General features: G+C 69.6%; 7 protein-coding genes. 5 read left to right on the top strand and 2 right to left on the bottom strand.

Annotated features, from left to right (window positions below; translation table 11 throughout):
* Positions 1-85 precede the first annotated feature (85 nt).
* Both N5875_RS00665 and N5875_RS00660 read right to left on the bottom strand, forming a co-directional pair.
* Entirely contained in the window at positions 86-3,175 is a 3,090-nt protein-coding gene (locus N5875_RS00665) for a glycoside hydrolase family 3 N-terminal domain-containing protein (protein WP_338491102.1), read from the bottom strand.
* Positions 3,176-3,243: 68 nt separating this feature from the next.
* On the bottom strand, positions 3,244-5,190 hold the full coding sequence (locus N5875_RS00660; RefSeq protein WP_338491100.1) for a lectin: 1,947 nt from the start codon (positions 5,188-5,190) through the stop codon (positions 3,244-3,246).
* Between the two features lie 207 nt (positions 5,191-5,397).
* On the opposite strand from N5875_RS00660, the gene N5875_RS00655 reads away from it, so the two are divergent.
* The 5 genes from N5875_RS00655 (at position 5,398) to N5875_RS00635 (ending at position 17,177) form a co-directional block, all read left to right on the top strand.
* Positions 5,398-6,408, top strand: coding sequence for a LacI family DNA-binding transcriptional regulator (locus N5875_RS00655; RefSeq protein WP_266972685.1), 1,011 nt, complete (start codon positions 5,398-5,400; stop codon positions 6,406-6,408).
* A gap of 296 nt (positions 6,409-6,704) precedes the next feature.
* Positions 6,705-10,073 (top strand): CARDB domain-containing protein, encoded by a 3,369-nt coding sequence (locus N5875_RS00650; RefSeq protein ID WP_338491097.1) that lies wholly within the window; start codon positions 6,705-6,707, stop codon positions 10,071-10,073.
* A 31-nt stretch (positions 10,074-10,104) separates the two neighbouring features.
* A complete protein-coding gene (locus N5875_RS00645) occupies positions 10,105-14,391 on the top strand; it encodes a discoidin domain-containing protein (protein ID WP_338491096.1) in 4,287 nt (1,428 codons plus the stop codon).
* 309 nt (positions 14,392-14,700) lie between these two features.
* Entirely contained in the window at positions 14,701-16,119 is a 1,419-nt protein-coding gene (locus N5875_RS00640) for an extracellular solute-binding protein (RefSeq protein WP_338491094.1), read from the top strand.
* Between the two features lie 92 nt (positions 16,120-16,211).
* Positions 16,212-17,177: a sugar ABC transporter permease gene (locus tag N5875_RS00635; RefSeq protein WP_338491093.1), complete on the top strand. Its 966-nt coding sequence runs from the start codon at positions 16,212-16,214 to the stop codon at positions 17,175-17,177.
* Positions 17,178-17,182 lie beyond the last annotated feature (5 nt).

Raw genomic sequence — 17,182 nt, 5'->3', positions numbered from 1 at the left:
CCCCGGGGCACGCCTCGTGACCACGACAAGCCCGGCCCCCCGGGGGAGCGAGCTCTCCCGGGGGGCCGGATCACAGCGGCACCAGTCAGCCCGCGGCCCGGTACGCCTCCGTCAGCTTGCCGACCGCGCCCGCGAGATCGCCGGTGAGCAGCAGATGGTCCGCGTCGGCGAACGGCTTGGCCGTGGCCTCGGTGATGTTCTGGCCGATCCTCTGCTGGACGATCTGCCGTGCCACCGCGACGAGCTTCCGCCCCTCGGCGGAGTCGCCCCGGCCGACCGCCTGGAGCGCCTTGCCGGCGACCCGCAGCGCCCGCAGCGCGGGCTCCCCACCGGACGGCGCCGAGGTGAGGGTGGTCAGCCCCCAGCCGTACGGGTACTGCGGGTCGTAGCTGCTGTCGCCCACGTTGAGGGGCAGCTGGGACTCCGACTTCGGCCACGTCACCGGCAGCTGCCCGGTGAACGGCCGCTTGCCGTAGAGGACGTCGGCGACGCCGTCGCCCTCCGTGCCCGGCAGCCAGGACGCGACCAGGGCGTCGACGGCCGGGAGCCGGTCGCCGATGAGCTGCGGCCGTCCCGACACGACCAGGACCGCGCACGGCATCGCCGCGCAGACCTTGTCGACCGCCGCCTTGTCGGCGGCCGTCAGCTCCAGGTCGTTGCCGTTGCCCACGTCACCGAACCCCTCCGCGTACGGGGTCTCGCCGACCACCACCACACCGACGTCGTAGCCCTCGGTCGGCGCGGAGGCGTCCTTCGACCAGCCGATCCCGGCCTCCGGCGCGGCCTTCCGCATCCCTTCGAGGATCGTCGTACCGGTCGTGGTGCGGCCGGAGGAACCCTGCCAGCTGATGGTCCAGCCACCGGCCTGGTTGCCGAGGTCATCGGCGTTCGACCCGGCCACGTACACCTTCTGGGCAGGCTTCAGCGGCAGGACGGAGTCCTCGTTCTTGAGGAGCACCTGCGACTTCGCCACGGCCTCCCGCGCCACCGCGCGGTGCTCGGCCGAGCCGATCGACGGCAGGTTCGTGGTGTCCGCGTACGGCTTCTCGAACAGACCGAGGCGGAACTTCTGGGTCAGGATGCGGGCCACCGCGTCGTCGATCCGCGCGGTGGAGATCCGGCCCGCCTCGACCTCGGAGGTGAGGGTCCGGGTGAACTCCTGGTAGTTCGTCGGCACCATGATCATGTCGAGACCGGCGTTGACCGAGGTGCGCACATCGCTGGGGTAGTCGCCGGGGATCTGGTCGATGGCCTGCCAGTCGCTGATGACGAAGCCCTCGAAGCCCATGCGGTCCTTGAGGACGCCGTTGATCATCTCGGCGTTGGCGTGCATCTTCACCGGACCCTGCTCGTCCCCGAGGACGTCGAGCGAGGAGTACGAGGGCATGACCGTGCCCGTACCGCGCTTCACCGCCTCGGCGAACGGGGCCAGGTGCACCGCTTCCAGCTCCGCGCGCGTGACCTCGGTGACGCCCTGGTCGATCGTGTACGACCCCGTGGTCGAGGAGCCGAAGGCGGTGCCGCCGTCGCCGACGAAGTGCTTGGCGCTGGTGAGGACCTTGTCGTTGCGGTCGAGGTCCTTGCCGTTCCGCGCACCCTGCATCCCGTTGATGACGGTCTCCATGGCGGTGACGAGGGCCGGGTCCTCGCCGAAGGCCTCGTAGGAACGGCCCCAGCGCTCGTCTCGGGTCACGCAGACGCACGGCGCGAAGTCCCAGGGCACGCCGGTCGCCCGCACCTCCTTCGCCGTGACGGCGCCGGTCCGCGCGGCGAGCTCCGGGTCACGGCCGGCGCCGATGCCGATGTTGTGCGGCATGATCGTCGCGCCGATGACGTTGTTGTGCCCGTGCACCGCGTCCACGCCGTAGATCAGCGGGATCTGGTGGCGGGTCGCCTGTGCGCGCAGCTGGTACGCGTCGACCATCGCGGCCCAGGCCGCGGGCGTGTTGGGGGTGGGCACCGAGCCGCCGCCGGAGAGCAGGGAGCCGAGCGCGTACCCGGCGATGTCCCCCTGCGCGCGCAGCGCGTTGCGCTCGGCCTGCGTCATCTGGCCGGCCTTCTCCGCCAGGGACATCCGGGAGAGCAGATCGGCGACCCGCTTGCGTACCGGCAGCCTGGCGTCGAGATACGGCAGGCCGTGCGCGTTCACCACGACGAGCGGGGTCTCCGCCGGTGCCTTGGCGCCGTCGACCGTCAGCCTGAGAGGAACGCTCTCGGCGGCCTCTGCGGCGCCGTCCTTCAGCGTCTGTACCGTGATCGAGCGCGTCGTACCGGACGGCGTCCCGGCGGGGAACACCATGCTGCCCGTGACCGGCGTGTAGTCCTTCCCCGGCTCGGCCCCTCCCGGCTCGGTGCCGCCGCTCTCCGTCTCGTACGTCACGGTGACGGGCTCACCGATCGGCCCGGAGCCGGTGGTGGCCACCGAGACGTCGACCCGGGCGCTGCCGCCCTCGTCGACGGGGTGCACGACGGACCTGGTGACCACCTTGGTGTTCAGGGCGGGCTCCGCCGTGCCGTACAGCTCGACGCCGTCCAGGGCGAACGCCCCCGGCCCGCCGGTCGGGAGCGTGACCGCGTACCCCCACATCCGGTCGAGCCCGAGGACCTGGTCGATGCCGCCGACGGGCTGGTAGTCGGTCCGGTACTGGAACTCCGAGAACGGGACCTCGACGAGGTGCCAGCCCTCCCAGTCGTCGGTGAACGAGGTCGTCCACAGCTCGGAGGCCTCGCCGTTCGCGCCGCCGTCCTTGATCTCCAGCGCGATCCGCTTGCCCGAGCCGGGCGGCAGCGGCGCCGTGTTCTGGCCGTACCACCAGAACCGGATGCCCTTGTACGCCGTCCAGTCGTGCGCCGGCCGGTCGAACGCGAAGTCGTGGGTGAAGCCGCCCCAGCCGCTGATGTCGTAGCGGCCTTCGAGGACCGAGCCGCCCTCGGGGGCGTCGGCACGCTCCCTCAGTTCGAGCTTCGGGTGGGACTCGGTGGCGTTCCCCCAGGTGAACAGGCCCTCGGCGGGCGGCGACGCGAAGGGGACCTCACCCTCGAACCGGTCGACGGCTCGGGGCGCGGGTTCCTGGGCGGCGGCGCTCGGCAGACCGCCGGTGAGCAGGCCGGTGAGGACGGCCGTCGCGGCGACGACGGCCGCGCTCACCCTTCTTCGGGGACGTGCGGATGGCATGCGGGCTCCTTGAAGGGCCTTGGTGGGGCCCTTGTGCGGGGGAGGGGAGTTGAGGGGTGGGCGGGGGATCAGGCCGCGTTGTGGGTCCACTTCTGGTTGGCCCCGCCGGTGCAGGTCCAGATCTGCGCCCTGGTCCCGTCGGCGGAGGAGTTGCCGGTGATGTCCAGGCACTTGTTCGCGCCGGTGTTGACCACGTCGTGCGTGGTGGCGTTGTACGTCCAGCGCTGAGCCGCGGTGCCGTTGCAGTTGTACAGCTGGACCTGGGCGCCGTCGGCCGTCGAACCGCCGGTGACGTCGAGACACTTGCCGAGCGCCCGGACGCTGCCGTCGGCTGCGAGCGTCCAGCGCTGCGCCTCGGTGCCGTTGCAGCCGTACAGCTGGACGGGGGTGCCGTCGGCGGTGGCGCCGCCGGCCACGTCCAGGCACTTGCCGGCCAGACCGGTCAGCGTGCCGGTGCCGCTCTCGCCGTCGGTCGTTCCCGACCAGGCGAAGGTCGCGGTGGTGCGGGCGGGCAGCGTGTACGTGAAGGACTGGTTGCCCCAGTCGACCCGCACCGACTGGGCGGAGGTCCCGCCGTTGTGGGCGATCAGCGCCTTGGAGCCGTCGGCGTTGCGCCAGGCCACGTTCTGGACCGTGCTGTTCGCGGTGGAGTCGATGCGGTACGCGCCGGGCTTCACGAACTTGGTGAGGTGCCCCGTCGTGTAGTACTCGACCGTGTAGTCGACCTGTCCGGCCCGGGCGCCGCCCTCCTGCACGGTGATGAGACCGGTGCAGGTGCCGCAGCCGCCGTTGTGCGGGCCCATGTTCTGGTTGAGCCCCAGGCTCCACTTGACCAGGCTGCCGCTCCAGTTGCGGGCGTAGGTGACGATGTCGCTCATGTCCTCGTTGTGCTGGTTCCCGATCCAGGTGCCGCCCGAGTGCTCGGTGCTGAACTGCTTCACCGAGGGGTACTGGTTGTGGACCTGGGTGCCCACGGCCGGGTCGCCGAAGTAGCCGTGCCAGGCGATGCCGCCGAACAGCGGATCGTTGCGCACACCCGCGTCGTTCAGGATGCCGGCGCCGAAGTTGGCGTAGTCGCCGTAGTTCCAGTCGTGGACGAGGACCTTGGTGGTGATGCCCGCGGCCCGGAAGGCCGGGTAGACGTGGTTCTTGGTGAACTCGACGAGCCCGGCCGGGTTCCAGCTCATCCCCGGGTAGTTCATGGCGGTCGGGTTGCCGGCCTGACAGCAGTTCGGCTCGTTCTGCACGGAGAGGTAGTCGACCTTCACCCCGGCGGCCTGGTAGCTCTGCACGTACTTCACCAGGTACTGGGCGTACAGCGGGTAGTACTCCGCCTTCAGCCAGCCCATCTGGTCCATCCGGCCGTTGTCCTTCATCCAGCCCGGGGCGCTCCACGGCACGCCCTTGACCCGGAGGGCCGGGTTGAGCTGCTTGGCCTGCGCGGTGAGCAGCCGGACATTGGTGTCGTAGCCGTTGGAGCCGAAGTCGCCCAGATCGCAGCAGGTGTCGTCGAGGGAGACGTTCCCGGGCCGGGAGAGGTCCGAGGCGCCGATCGGGTTGCGGACGAACGACAGACCGATGCCCTCGGTCGGCGAGAACAGCTTGCGCATCACGTCGTCACGGGTGGCGGCGCTGATGGCACCGCCGCGCAGCAGATGGGCGGTGGTGTCGGTGATCGACGCGCCCCCGCCCTCGAACTGCTGGTACGTGGTGTTCTCGTCGACGGTGATCGTGTGGTTCGCGGAGCCGCCGGCCGGGCCGAACGCGAGGGGCGCCTGCTGGGCGAGACCGCGCGTGACGGTACGGCCGCCGGAGTCGGAGGTCGTGGTGAGCCAGACGTCGACCCGCTCGCCCGCGGCCTGCGCGGTGCCGGGCCCGGTGAGGACCAGGCTGCCGGCGACGAGGACGCCGGCGGTCAGCGCGGTGAGCGGCCGGAGGCGGCGGGCGCGGAGCCCGGCGGCCGCTCGTCGCTCTCGTCTCTCCACTCCCCGCCGGAAGAACGTGCGTACACCCATATGTGTGTTATGCACCTGACAATCCCTTCGCCGTCTCGCGCCCAACGGGCAACAACAGCAAGCCTTTTATCAAGGCCTGAAGTTATGAGGCGCCCTTCTGCCCGTCAACCCTTCAAGCGTTGTCCGCTCTCATGGGTTGCGTTCGCCCCCTGCAAGGGGATGGCAATGACGCAACTCGCTTGCGAAGTTTGCGATACTCTTGCGCTCATGACGCGACGACTTGCTCAAGTGGCCAAGAAGGTGGGAGTCAGCGAGGCGACGGTCAGCCGTGTCCTCAACGGAAAGCCCGGTGTCTCCGAGGCGACACGGCAGTCCGTCCTCACCGCGCTCGACGTGCTCGGATACGAGCGGCCCACCCAGCTGCGGGGCGAGCGCGCGCGCCTGGTCGGCCTGGTCCTGCCCGAGCTGCAGAACCCCATCTTCCCCGCGTTCGCGGAGGTCATCGGCGGCGCGCTCGCGCAGCAGGGACTGACCCCGGTCCTGTGCACCCAGACCAAGGGCGGCGTCTCCGAGGCGGACTACGTCGACCTCCTGCTCCAGCAGCAGGTGTCCGGAGTCGTCTTCGCCGGCGGACTGTTCGCGCAGGCCGACGCCCCGCACGAGCACTACCACCAGCTCGCCGAGCGCAACATCCCGGTGGTCCTGATCAACGCCTCCATCAAGGGGCTCAACTTCCCCTGCGTCTCCTGCGACGACGCCGTCGCCGTCGAGCAGGCCTGGCGCCACCTGGCCTCCCTCGGGCACGAACGGATCGGCCTCGTCCTCGGCCCCAGCGACCACGTCCCCTCGCGCCGCAAGCTCGAAGCGGCCCGCGCCGTGGCCGAGGCCGCCGGCGGAGAGCTCCCGGACGAGTACGTCGTGCGGTCGATCTTCTCGCTCGAAGGCGGGCAGGCCGCCGCAACCCGCCTCCTGGAGCGGGGCGTCACCGGCATCGTGTGTGCCAGCGACCCGCTCGCCCTGGGCGCCATCAGGGCCGCCCGCCGCCGCGGCCTCTCGGTCCCCTCGCAGGTGTCCGTCGTCGGCTTCGACGACTCCGCCTTCATGAACTGCACCGAGCCGCCGCTCTCCACCGTGCGCCAGCCCATCGAGGCCATGGGGCGCGCCGCCGTCGAGCTGCTCTGCGCCCAGATCCAGGGCACGCAGACGGACCCCGGTGAGCTCCTCTTCGAGCCCGAACTCGTGGTGCGCGGCTCGACGGCGCCGCCGCCGACCGTCTGACCCCTCCGCTCACCGTTCCTCGGCTCCGGCGCCGGGGAGGCCTCACCGCCTCCCCGGCGCCGGAGCCGTTTGTCGTTGACCTGCGGGGATGCGGTGGCCCAACCCCCGTTTCTGCCACGGCTGTTGACAAAGACGTGACCTGCTAGAAACCTGACACCCCGGCGGCGCAAAAGATTAACGAAAATGCTCAATAAGTCTGTATCTCGCCGTCATTCATTGTCAGAGTTCCGCTGGGTTCCTGGCGAACGGCCCCGTGTCGGCTCCGAGCCGGTGGCCCAGCAGACGGAGAGGCCCATATGAGAGGCAAAATCCTGAGCTGGCGGCTGACGATCGGTGTCCTGATAGCCGGACTGATCGCCGTCGGACTCCTGCCGGTCACCGCACACGCGGCAGCCGCGGCCAACCTCGCCCTCGGCAGAACGACGACGGCATCGGGCGCCCACAGCGCCTACCCGGCCGGCAACGTCACCGACGGCGGCCAGCAGTCCTACTGGGAAGGCCCCGCCGGATCGTTCCCGCAGTGGGTGCAGGTCGACCTCGGCGCCGGAACCCGCGTCGACAGCGTCGTCCTGAAGCTCCCCACCACGTGGGAGGCCCGCTCCCAGACCGTCGCCGTGCTCGGCAGCACCGACGGCGGCACCTTCACCACCCTCGCCGCACCCCAGCCACGGGTGTTCGACCCCTCCGCGTCGAACACCGTCACCGTCGGCATCGCCTCCACGACGACCCGGTACATCCGCGTCCAGGTGACGGCCAACACCGGCTGGAACGCGGCCCAGCTCTCCGAGGTCGAGGTCTACGGCGAGAGCGGCGGCCCGGTCGACCCGCCGCCCACGGGCACCAACCTCGCACGCAACAAGCCCATCGAGGCGAGCTCCACGACACAGACGTACGTCGCGGCCAACGCCAACGACGACAGCACCACCACCTACTGGGAGTCCGCCGGATTCCCGGCCGACCTGACGGTGAGGCTCGGCGCCAACGCCGATGTCACGGCCGTGGTCGTCAAGCTCAACCCCGCCCAGGTCTGGGGCCCGCGCACCCAGGCCATCCAGGTCCTCGGGCGGGAGCAGTCAGCCTCCGGCTTCACCTCGCTCAAGGCACGGGCCGACTACGCGTTCAGCCCCTCCAGCGGGCAGAACACCGTCACCATCCCGGTCACCGGGCGCTACGCCGACCTGCGGCTGACCTTCTTCTCCAACACCGGCGCCCCCGGCGCCCAGGTCGCGGAGTTCCAGGTCGTGGGCGCGGCCGCACCCGGCCCCGACCTCACCGTCACCGATCTGACCTGGACGCCGTCCACCCCCTCCGAGACGGACTCCGTGACCGTCCACGCCACCGTCCGCAACGCCGGCACGGCGGCGGCCGCCGCCACCACCGTCCAGGTCACCGTCGAAGGTGCCGTGGCCGGCTCCGCCCCGGTCGGCGCGCTCGCCGCCGGCGCCTCGGCGACCGTCCCGGTCACCGTGGGCAAGCGGCCCATGGGCTCGTACACCGTCTCCGCGGTGGTCGACCCGACCGACACCGTCCCCGAGCAGGACAACGGCAACAACAGCCGCACGGCCGCCACGAAGCTGGTCGTCGGCCAGAGCCCCGGCCCCGACCTCCGCGTCACCGGGATCACCAGCAACCCCACCAGCCCCGCCGTCGGCTCCGCCGTCACCTTCACCGCCGCGGTCCAGAACCGCGGTACCACCACCGCCGCCGGCACGGTCACCCGGCTGACCGCGGGCACCACCACCCTCAACGGCACCACGGGCACCATCGCCGCGGGCCAGACGGTCAATGTGCCGATCTCCGGCAGCTGGACCGCCACCACCGGCGGTGCCACGCTCACCGCGACCGCCGACGCCACGGGCACCCTCACCGAGACCGACGAGACCAACAACGTCTTCTCGCGTTCCCTCGTCGTGGGCCGGGGCGCCGCCGTTCCGTACACCGAGTACGAGGCGGAGGACGCCCGCTACCAGGGCACCCTGCTCACCGCCGACCAGAAGCGGACCTTCGGGCACACCAACTTCGCCACCGAGTCCTCCGGCCGCAAGTCGGTCCGGCTGGGCACCACGGGTGAGTTCGTCGAGTTCACCTCCACCAACCCGGCCAACTCCATCGTCGTCCGCAACTCGGTGCCCGACGCGGCCGCCGGCGGCGGCGCCGAGGCCACGATCAGCCTCTACGCCGACGACGTCTTCGTCCGCAAGCTGATCCTGTCGTCCAAGCACAGCTGGCTCTACGGCAGCACCGACGACCCCGAAGGACTCACCAACCGTCCCGGCGGTGACGCCCGGCGCCTCTTCGACGAGTCGCACGCCCTGCTGGCCCAGTCCTACCCGGTCGGTACGAAGTTCCGCCTCCAGCGCGACGCCGGGGACTCGGCGTCCTTCTACATCATCGATCTGATCGACCTGGAGCAGGTCGCGCCCCCGGCCGCCAAGCCCGCGAACTGCGTCTCCATCACCGAGTACGGCGCCGTCCCCAACGACGGCATCGACGACACCGACGCCCTCCAGCGCGCGGTGACCGCCGACCAGAACGGCCAGATCCCCTGCGTCTGGATCCCCGCCGGCCAGTGGCGCCAGGAGAAGAAGATCCTCACCGACGACCCGCTCAACCGCGGTCAGTTCAACCAGGTCGGCATCCGCGACGTCACCATCCGAGGCGCGGGCATGTGGCACTCCCAGCTCCACACCCTCACCCCACCGCACGAGGCCGGCGGCATCAACCACCCGCACGAGGGCAACTTCGGCTTCGACATCGACCACAACACCCAGATCTCCGACATCGCCATCTTCGGCTCCGGAACGATCCGCGGCGGTGACGGCAACGCCGAGGGCGGCGTCGGCCTCAACGGACGCTTCGGCAAGGACACGAAGATCAGCAACGTCTGGATCGAGCACGCCAACGTCGGCGTCTGGGCCGGCCGCGACTACTCCAACATCCCCGAACTGTGGGGCCCCGGAGACGGCCTGGAGTTCACCGGCATGCGGATCCGCAACACCTACGCCGACGGCATCAACTTCGCCAACGGCACCCGCAACTCGACCGTCTTCAACTCGTCCTTCCGCAACACCGGCGACGACGCCCTCGCCGTCTGGGCCAGCAAGTACGTCAAGGACACCTCGGTCGACGTCGGCCACGACAACCACTTCCGCAACAACACCATCCAGCTGCCCTGGCGTGCCAACGGCATCGCCGTCTACGGCGGTCACGGCAACACGATCGAGAACAACATCATCTCGGACACCATGAACTACCCCGGGATCATGCTCGCGACCGACCACGACCCGCTGCCCTTCTCCGGCCAGACCCTCATCTCCAACAACGCCCTGCACCGCACCGGCGGCGCGTTCTGGAACGAGGACCAGGAGTTCGGCGCCATCACCCTCTTCGCCCAGGGCCAGCCCATCCCCGGCGTGACCATCCGGGACACCGAGATCCTCGACTCGACCTACGACGGCATCCAGTTCAAGACGGGTGGCGGCGAGATGCCGGACGTGAGGATCACCAACGTCCGCATCGACAAGTCGGTCAACGGCTCCGGGATCCTCGCGATGAGCGGCGCCCGCGGCAGCGCGACGCTGACCGGGGTCACCATCACCAACTCGGCCGAGGGCGATGTCCTCGTCGAGCCCGGTTCCCCGTTCGTCGTCAACCGGACCGGCTGACCCCGTGCCCACGAATCGAGAGCGAGGACGGATGAGTTTCCGCCACTGGAGATCACGGGGCCTGAGTGCCGTGATCGCGACCAGCCTTCTGGCCCTGGGAGGACCCCTCATGTCCGCCCAGGCGGCGGGCGGCCCCAACATCGCCCTGGGCGACCCCGCCGCGGCGTCCGGTTCCCACGCCGAGTACGGCGCCGGGAACATCACGGACGGCAACCAGGGAACGTACTGGCAGAGCGCCGGCAGCAGCCTGCCCCAATGGGTCCAGGTCGACCTCGGCGCCACCACCCGCGTGGACGAGGTGGTCCTGAAACTGCCCGCCGGATGGGAGAGCCGCAACCAGACGCTCTCCGTCCAGGGCAGCGCCGACGGCACGAGCTTCGCCACCCTCAAGAACTCCGCCTCCTACACCTTCGCCCCGGGCACGGCCAACACCGTCACGGTCGCCTTCCCGGCCACCCAGGCCCGGTTCGTACGGGTCGACATCACCGCCAACACCGGCTGGCAGGCCGCGCAGCTCTCCGAACTGGAGGTCCACGCCGCCGACGGGTCCTCCGCGAACCTGGCGAGCGGCCGCACCCTGACCGCGAGCAGCCACACCGAGGTGTACGCGGCCGGCAACGCCAACGACGGCAACCGGGCCACCTACTGGGAGAGCGCCAACAACGCCCTCCCGCAGTGGATCCAGGCCGACCTCGGCTCGTCCGTCCGGGTCGACCGGGTCGTCCTCCGGCTGCCCGACGGCTGGGGCGCGCGCAGCCAGACCCTCAAGCTCCAGGGCAGTGCGAACGGCACCACCTTCACCGATCTGACCGCCTCCCGGGCGTACACCTTCGACGCCGCCGGGGGACGGGCCGCGACGATCACCTTCGACGCGACCACCACCCGGTACGTCCGGGTCCTCGTCACGGCGAACAGCGTCCAGCCCGCCGCCCAGCTCTCCGAACTGGAGGTCTACGGGCCGACCTCGGGTGACACCCAGGCACCGTCCGCGCCCGCGAACCTCGCCCTCACCCAGCCGGCCACCGACCAGATCCGGCTCACCTGGAACGCCGCCACCGACGACACCGGCGTCACCGGCTACGACATCTACGCCAACGGCACCCTGCTGACGAGTGTCGCCGGGAACGTCACCACCTTCACCGACACCCGGCCGGCGAACCAGACGGTCACCTACCGCGTCCGCGCCAAGGACGCGGCCGGAAACCAGTCAGCCGACAGCAACGCCGTCACCCGTACCGGCGACACCGGCGACACCCAGGCTCCGACGGCGCCCGCGAACCTCGCGTTCACCGAGCCCACCGCCGGCCAGATCAAGCTGACCTGGAACGCCTCCTCGGACAACACGGGCGTCACCGGCTACGACGTCTACGCCAACAACGTCCTCCGGGGCAGCGTCGCCGGGAACGTCACCACCTACACCGACAACCAGCCGGTCTCCGCTTCCGTCACCTACCACGTCCGCGCGAAGGACGTGGCGGGCAACCGCTCGACCGACAGCAACGCCGTCACCCGCACCGGCAGCGGCGGCACCGGCTCCAACCTCGCCGTCGCCAAGGAGATCAAGGCCTCCTCCGTCGTGCACACCTTCGTCGCGGCCAACGCCAACGACAACAACGTCAGCACCTACTGGGAAGGCGCAGGCGGCAGCTACCCGAACACCCTGACCGTCAAGCTCGGCTCCAACGCCGACGTCGACAGCCTCGTCCTCAAGCTCAATCCGGACACGGCCTGGTCGACCCGCAGCCAGACCGTCGAGGTCCTCGGCCGCGAACAGAGCGCCACCGGCTTCAGCAGCATCGCCGTCGCGAAGAGCCACACCTTCGACCCGGCGAGCGGCAACACCGTCACCATCCCCGTCTCCGCCCGCGTCGCCGACGTCCAGCTGAAATTCACCGCCAACACCGGCGCCCCGGCGGGCCAGCTCGCCGAGTTCCAGATCATCGGCGTCCCCGCCCCCAACCCCGACCTGGAGGTCACCGGCCTCACCACGACGCCCGCCTCGCCCGTCGAGTCGGACCCGATCACCGTCAGCGCCACCGTCCGCAACACCGGTCCGGCCGCCGCGCCGGCCAGCGCCGTCGCGCTGCGCCTCGGCGGCACGAAGGTCGCGACCGCGCAGGTCGGGGCTCTGGCCGCCGGCGCACAGACCACGGTCAGCGCCTCCATCGGAGCCCGCGACGCAGGCAGCTACCAGCTCAGCGCCGTCGCCGACGACGCGAGCGCCGTCATCGAGCAGAACGAGTCCAACAACACCTACACCCGCCCCACCGCCCTGGTGGTCGCGCCGGTGTCCAGCTCCGATCTGGTCGCCGCCTCGGTGACGACCTCGCCGTCCAGCCCGGCGGCCGGCGACACGGTCACCTTCAAGGTGGCCCTGAAGAACCAGGGCACCGCGGCGAGCGCGGCGGGCAGCCACGGCGTCACCCTCACCGTCACGGACTCCACGGGCGCGGTCGTCAAGACCCTGACGGGAGCCCACAACGGAGCCCTCGCGGCCGGTGCGAGCACCGAGGTGGCCCTCGGCCCGTGGACGGCGGCCAACGGTTCGTACACGGTGAAGACGGTCGTCGCCGACGACGCCGACGAACTCCCGGTCAAGCGCGCCAACAACACCTCCAGCCAGCCCCTCTTCGTGGGTCGCGGCGCCAACATGCCGTACGACATGTACGAGGCGGAGGACGGCACCGTCGGCGGCGGAGCCACCGTCGCCGGGCCCAACCGCACCATCGGCGACATCGCGGGCGAGGCCTCCGGCCGCAAGGCCGTCAGCCTGGACGCGACGGGGGAGTACGTCGAGTTCACCACCCGGCGCTCGACCAACACCCTGGTGACCCGCTTCTCCATCCCGGACTCCCCGGGCGGTGGCGGCATCGACTCCACCATCAACGTCTACGTCGACGGGGTGTTCAAGAAGTCGCTGCCGCTGACGTCCAAGTACGCCTGGCTGTACGGCGCCGAGGCCGGTCCGGGCAACTCCCCGGGCTCGGGCGCCCCGCGCCACATCTACGACGAGGCGCACCTCCTCCTCGGCGAGACCGTCCAGGCGGGCAGCAGGATCCGGCTCCAGAAGGACGCCGCGAACACCTCCACGTACGCGATCGACTTCGTCAACCTGGAGCAGGTCGCCCCGGTCGGGAACCCGGACCCGGCCACGTACACCGTGCCGGCCGGATTCGGCCACCAGGACGTGCAGAACGCCCTGGACAAGGTCCGGATGGACACCACCGGAACCCTCGTGGGTGTCTACCTGCCGCCGGGCGACTACCAGACGGCGAGCAAGTTCCAGGTGTACGGGAAGCCGGTCAAGGTGGTCGGCGCCGGGCCGTGGTTCACGACGTTCCACGCGCCGTCGACCCAGGACAACACCGACGTCGGCTTCCGCGCCGAGGCGGCGGCCAAGGGCTCGCTGTTCAAGGGCTTCGCCTACTTCGGCAACTACACCTCGCGCATCGACGGACCGGGCAAGGTCTTCGACTTCGCGAACGTCACCGACATCGTCATCGACGACATCTGGAACGAGCACATGGTGTGCCTCTACTGGGGCGCCAACACCGACCGGATGACGATCAAGAACTCCCGGATCCGCAACCTGTTCGCCGACGGCATCAACATGACCAACGGCTCGACGGACAACCACGTCGTCAACAACGACGCCCGGGCGACCGGTGACGACAGCTTCGCCCTGTTCTCCGCGATCGACGCCGGCGGCGCCGACATGAAGAACAACGTCTACGAGAACCTCACCACGACCCTGACCTGGCGAGCGGCGGGCGTGGCCGTCTACGGCGGCTACGACAACACCTTCCGCAACATCCACATCGCCGACACGTTCGTCTACGCGGGCATCACCATCTCGTCCCTGGACTTCGGCTATCCGATGAACGGCTTCGGGACCGAACCGACGACCTTCGAGAACATCTCCATCGTCCGGGCGGGCGGCCACTTCTGGGGCTCCCAGACCTTCCCCGGCATCTGGGTGTTCTCCGCCTCGAAGGTCTTCCAGGGCATCAGGGTGAACCATGTGGACATCGTCGACCCCACGTACAGCGGGGTGATGTTCCAGACGAACTACGTGGGCGGTCAGCCACAGTTCCCCATCAAGGACACCGTGTTCACGGACGTCTCGATCACGGGTGCACGCAAGAGCGGTGACGCCTTCGACGCGAAGTCCGGGTTCGGGCTGTGGGCCAACGAGATGCCCGAGTCGGGGCAGGGGCCCGCCGTGGGCGAGGTGACCTTCAACGGGCTGCGGCTGAGCGGCAACGCCGTGGACATCCGTAACACCACCTCCACGTTCAGGATCAACGTCAACCCGTAACCCGTAACCCGTAACCCGTAACCCGTACTCCCCAGCGAGGCCGATGCAGGTGGCTTGCAGCCACTTGCATCGGTCTTGCGTGCGTTCTGGCCGACCCCGCCAGGAACCGGGCGCGTGGACCCCCTGCAGAGCCGTTGAACTGTCGGTTTCCTGAGTGGTGTATTCGACTCATCAGCCCTTGGCTGTCGGGCAATTACGAAATCGGCGCGATATCTTGCGTTCACTTGTTGATGGTGATTGAGTGTGCGGCGCCCCACAACGCACAGGCGGTGGGGCGACCTCCACGTTCAGGCCCGAAGGGGACCACCCATGAGAAGTGCCCGGTTCCGCCGTACGCGCCGCGCCAGCGCGGTCACCCTCGTCTCCGCGCTCACGCTGACCGCGCTCGCCGCCTGCGGCACGAGCAGCAGCAACAACAACGGCAGCGGCGGTTCCGAGGGCGGTGGGTCCTCCGACCCCACCGCCCCGCTGGACCCGAAGACCAAGGTCACGCTCACGATCGACTGCATGCCCCCCGCGGCGAAGGCGGCCGAGCTCAAGGAGTGGAAGGAGGACGTCGCCGCGTTCAACAAGACGTACCCCAATGTCACCATCGAGGGCCGCTCCACCCCCGGCCAGTGTCTGGAGCCGCCGCGCTTCACCGCGATGCTCAAGGCCAAGTCCCAGCCGGACGTGTTCTACACCTACTTCACCGACCTGCCGCAGGTGCTCTCCGAGAACGGCGCCGCGGACATCACCGCGTACGTCAACGACAAGAGCGTCCCGCTCCTCAAGGACATCGACCCGAACGTCCTGAACTCCCTCAAGCAGGACGGCAAGCTCTACGGCCTCCCCACCAGCAACTACACGATGGGCCTGCTGGTCAACCGCAAGCTCTTCAAGGACGCCGGCCTCGACCCCGACGCCCCGCCGCGCACCTGGGAAGAGGTCCGCACCGCCGCCAAGAAGATCGCCGGACTCGGCAACGGCGTCGCAGGCTTCGGCGAGTACAGCGCCGGCAACACCGGCGGCTGGCACTTCACCGCCCAGATGTACAGCATCGGCGGAGAGGTCGTCGACGCGAGCGGCAAGAAGGCCGCCTTCAACAACGAGCTGGGCAAGCAGGTCGCCAAGAACCTCCACGCCATGCGCTGGGAGGACGACAGCATGGGCAAGACCCAGCTGCTCAAGTGGGGCGACCTGCAGAAGCAGATCGCCACCGACAAGCTCGGCATGTTCCTCGCCGCCCCCGACGACATCGCGTACATGGTCCAGCAACTCGGCGCGAAGTACGAGAACTTCGGCATGGGCCCCATCCCCGGCGAGAAGAACACCCTGGCCGGCGGCAACAACTACATGATCAAGCAGGGCATCTCCGGCGACAAGATCAAGGCCGCCGTCGCCTGGCTCAACTTCAAGAACCTCACGGTCGGCAAGGGCCAGTTCGACTGGGCCCGCACCAAGCAGGACGCGCTCCCCGTCGGCGTGCCGCAGCCCAACTTCTGGCTGAACGACTCCAAGACGAAGGACGACGCCGCACGCGTCGCCAACGCCACCATGCCGGTCGAGAACTTCAAGTCCTTCATGGACAACCCCGTCGCAGGCAAGGCCGAGCCGCCGAAGGCGCAGGAGGTCTACAAGGTCCTCGACAACGTGATGTCCGGCCTCCTCACCAACGAGGACGCGGACATCGACAAGCTCCTCGCCACCGCCGAGGCGCAGGTCAACCAGGTCCTCGCCACCCAGTGACGGGCACCGGTGGGGGCGGACCGACCGCCCGCCCCCGCCGGCCCCCGACCCCTCCCAGGACCACCCCGGCAGACCAGTACCAAGGAGCGACGATGTCGGCCCCCAGCCTGACCCCGAGCACGACGGGCAGTGCCCGCCACTCCCCGCCGCCCGCGGCGGGACCCGTACCCCCCGGTGGCCGTGCCCGCTTCGCGAAGAGCCTGCGGCGCAACCTCACCGCCCACGGCTTCCTCATCGGCGCCGTGCTCTGCTTCGCCTTCTTCTCCTGGTACCCGATGGTCAGGGAGTTCCTCCTGGCCTTCCAGAAGACCGAGAGCGGACAGTCGACCTGGGTCGGCTTCGACAACCTCGTCACCGTCGTCAACGACCCGGCCTTCTGGCAGGCCTGGCGCAACACGCTCCTCTTCACCGTGCTCGCGCTCGTCTTCGGCTTCGTCGTCCCCTTCGTCGTCGCCCTCGTCATCAACGAGTTCCACCACGGCCAGGGTTACCTGCGGCTCCTCGTCTACCTGCCCGTGATGCTGCCGCCGGTCGCCTCGGTTCTCCTCTTCAAGTACCTGTACGACCCCGGCTACGGCCTCCTCAACGAACTGTTCCGGTCCGTCGGCCTCCCCGAGCAGCAATGGCTCCAGGACCCCGACCTCTCCATGCTCTCCGTCGTCATCGCGTCGACCTGGATGAACATGGGCGGCGCCGCCCTGATCTACCTCGCGGCGCTCCAGAGCATCCCCGGCGAGCTCTACGAGGCGGCCGAACTCGACGGCGCCGGGCTGTTCCGCAAGATCTGGCACGTCACCATCCCGCAGACCCGCCTGATCCTCTCCCTGATGCTGCTCATGCAGGTCATCGCCACCATGCAGGTCTTCGTCGAACCGTTCCTGCTCACCGGGGGCGCGGGCCCCGAGGGATCGACCACGACCGTCGTCTACCTCATCTACCAGTACGCCTTCAACTTCAACAACTACGGTGCCGCGGCGGCGCTCGGCCTGCTCCTCCTCGTACTCCTGGCCGGATTCTCGGCGGCGTACGTGAAGCTCAGCCGCGCCGAGGACGAGTAGGACCG

Source organism: Streptomyces sp. SJL17-4 (assembly GCF_036826855.1).
In the GTDB taxonomy this organism is placed as follows: Bacteria; Actinomycetota; Actinomycetes; order Streptomycetales; family Streptomycetaceae; genus Streptomyces.
Note: the sequence above shows the minus strand (reverse complement) of the source record. Positions and strands in the feature narration are given on the sequence as shown.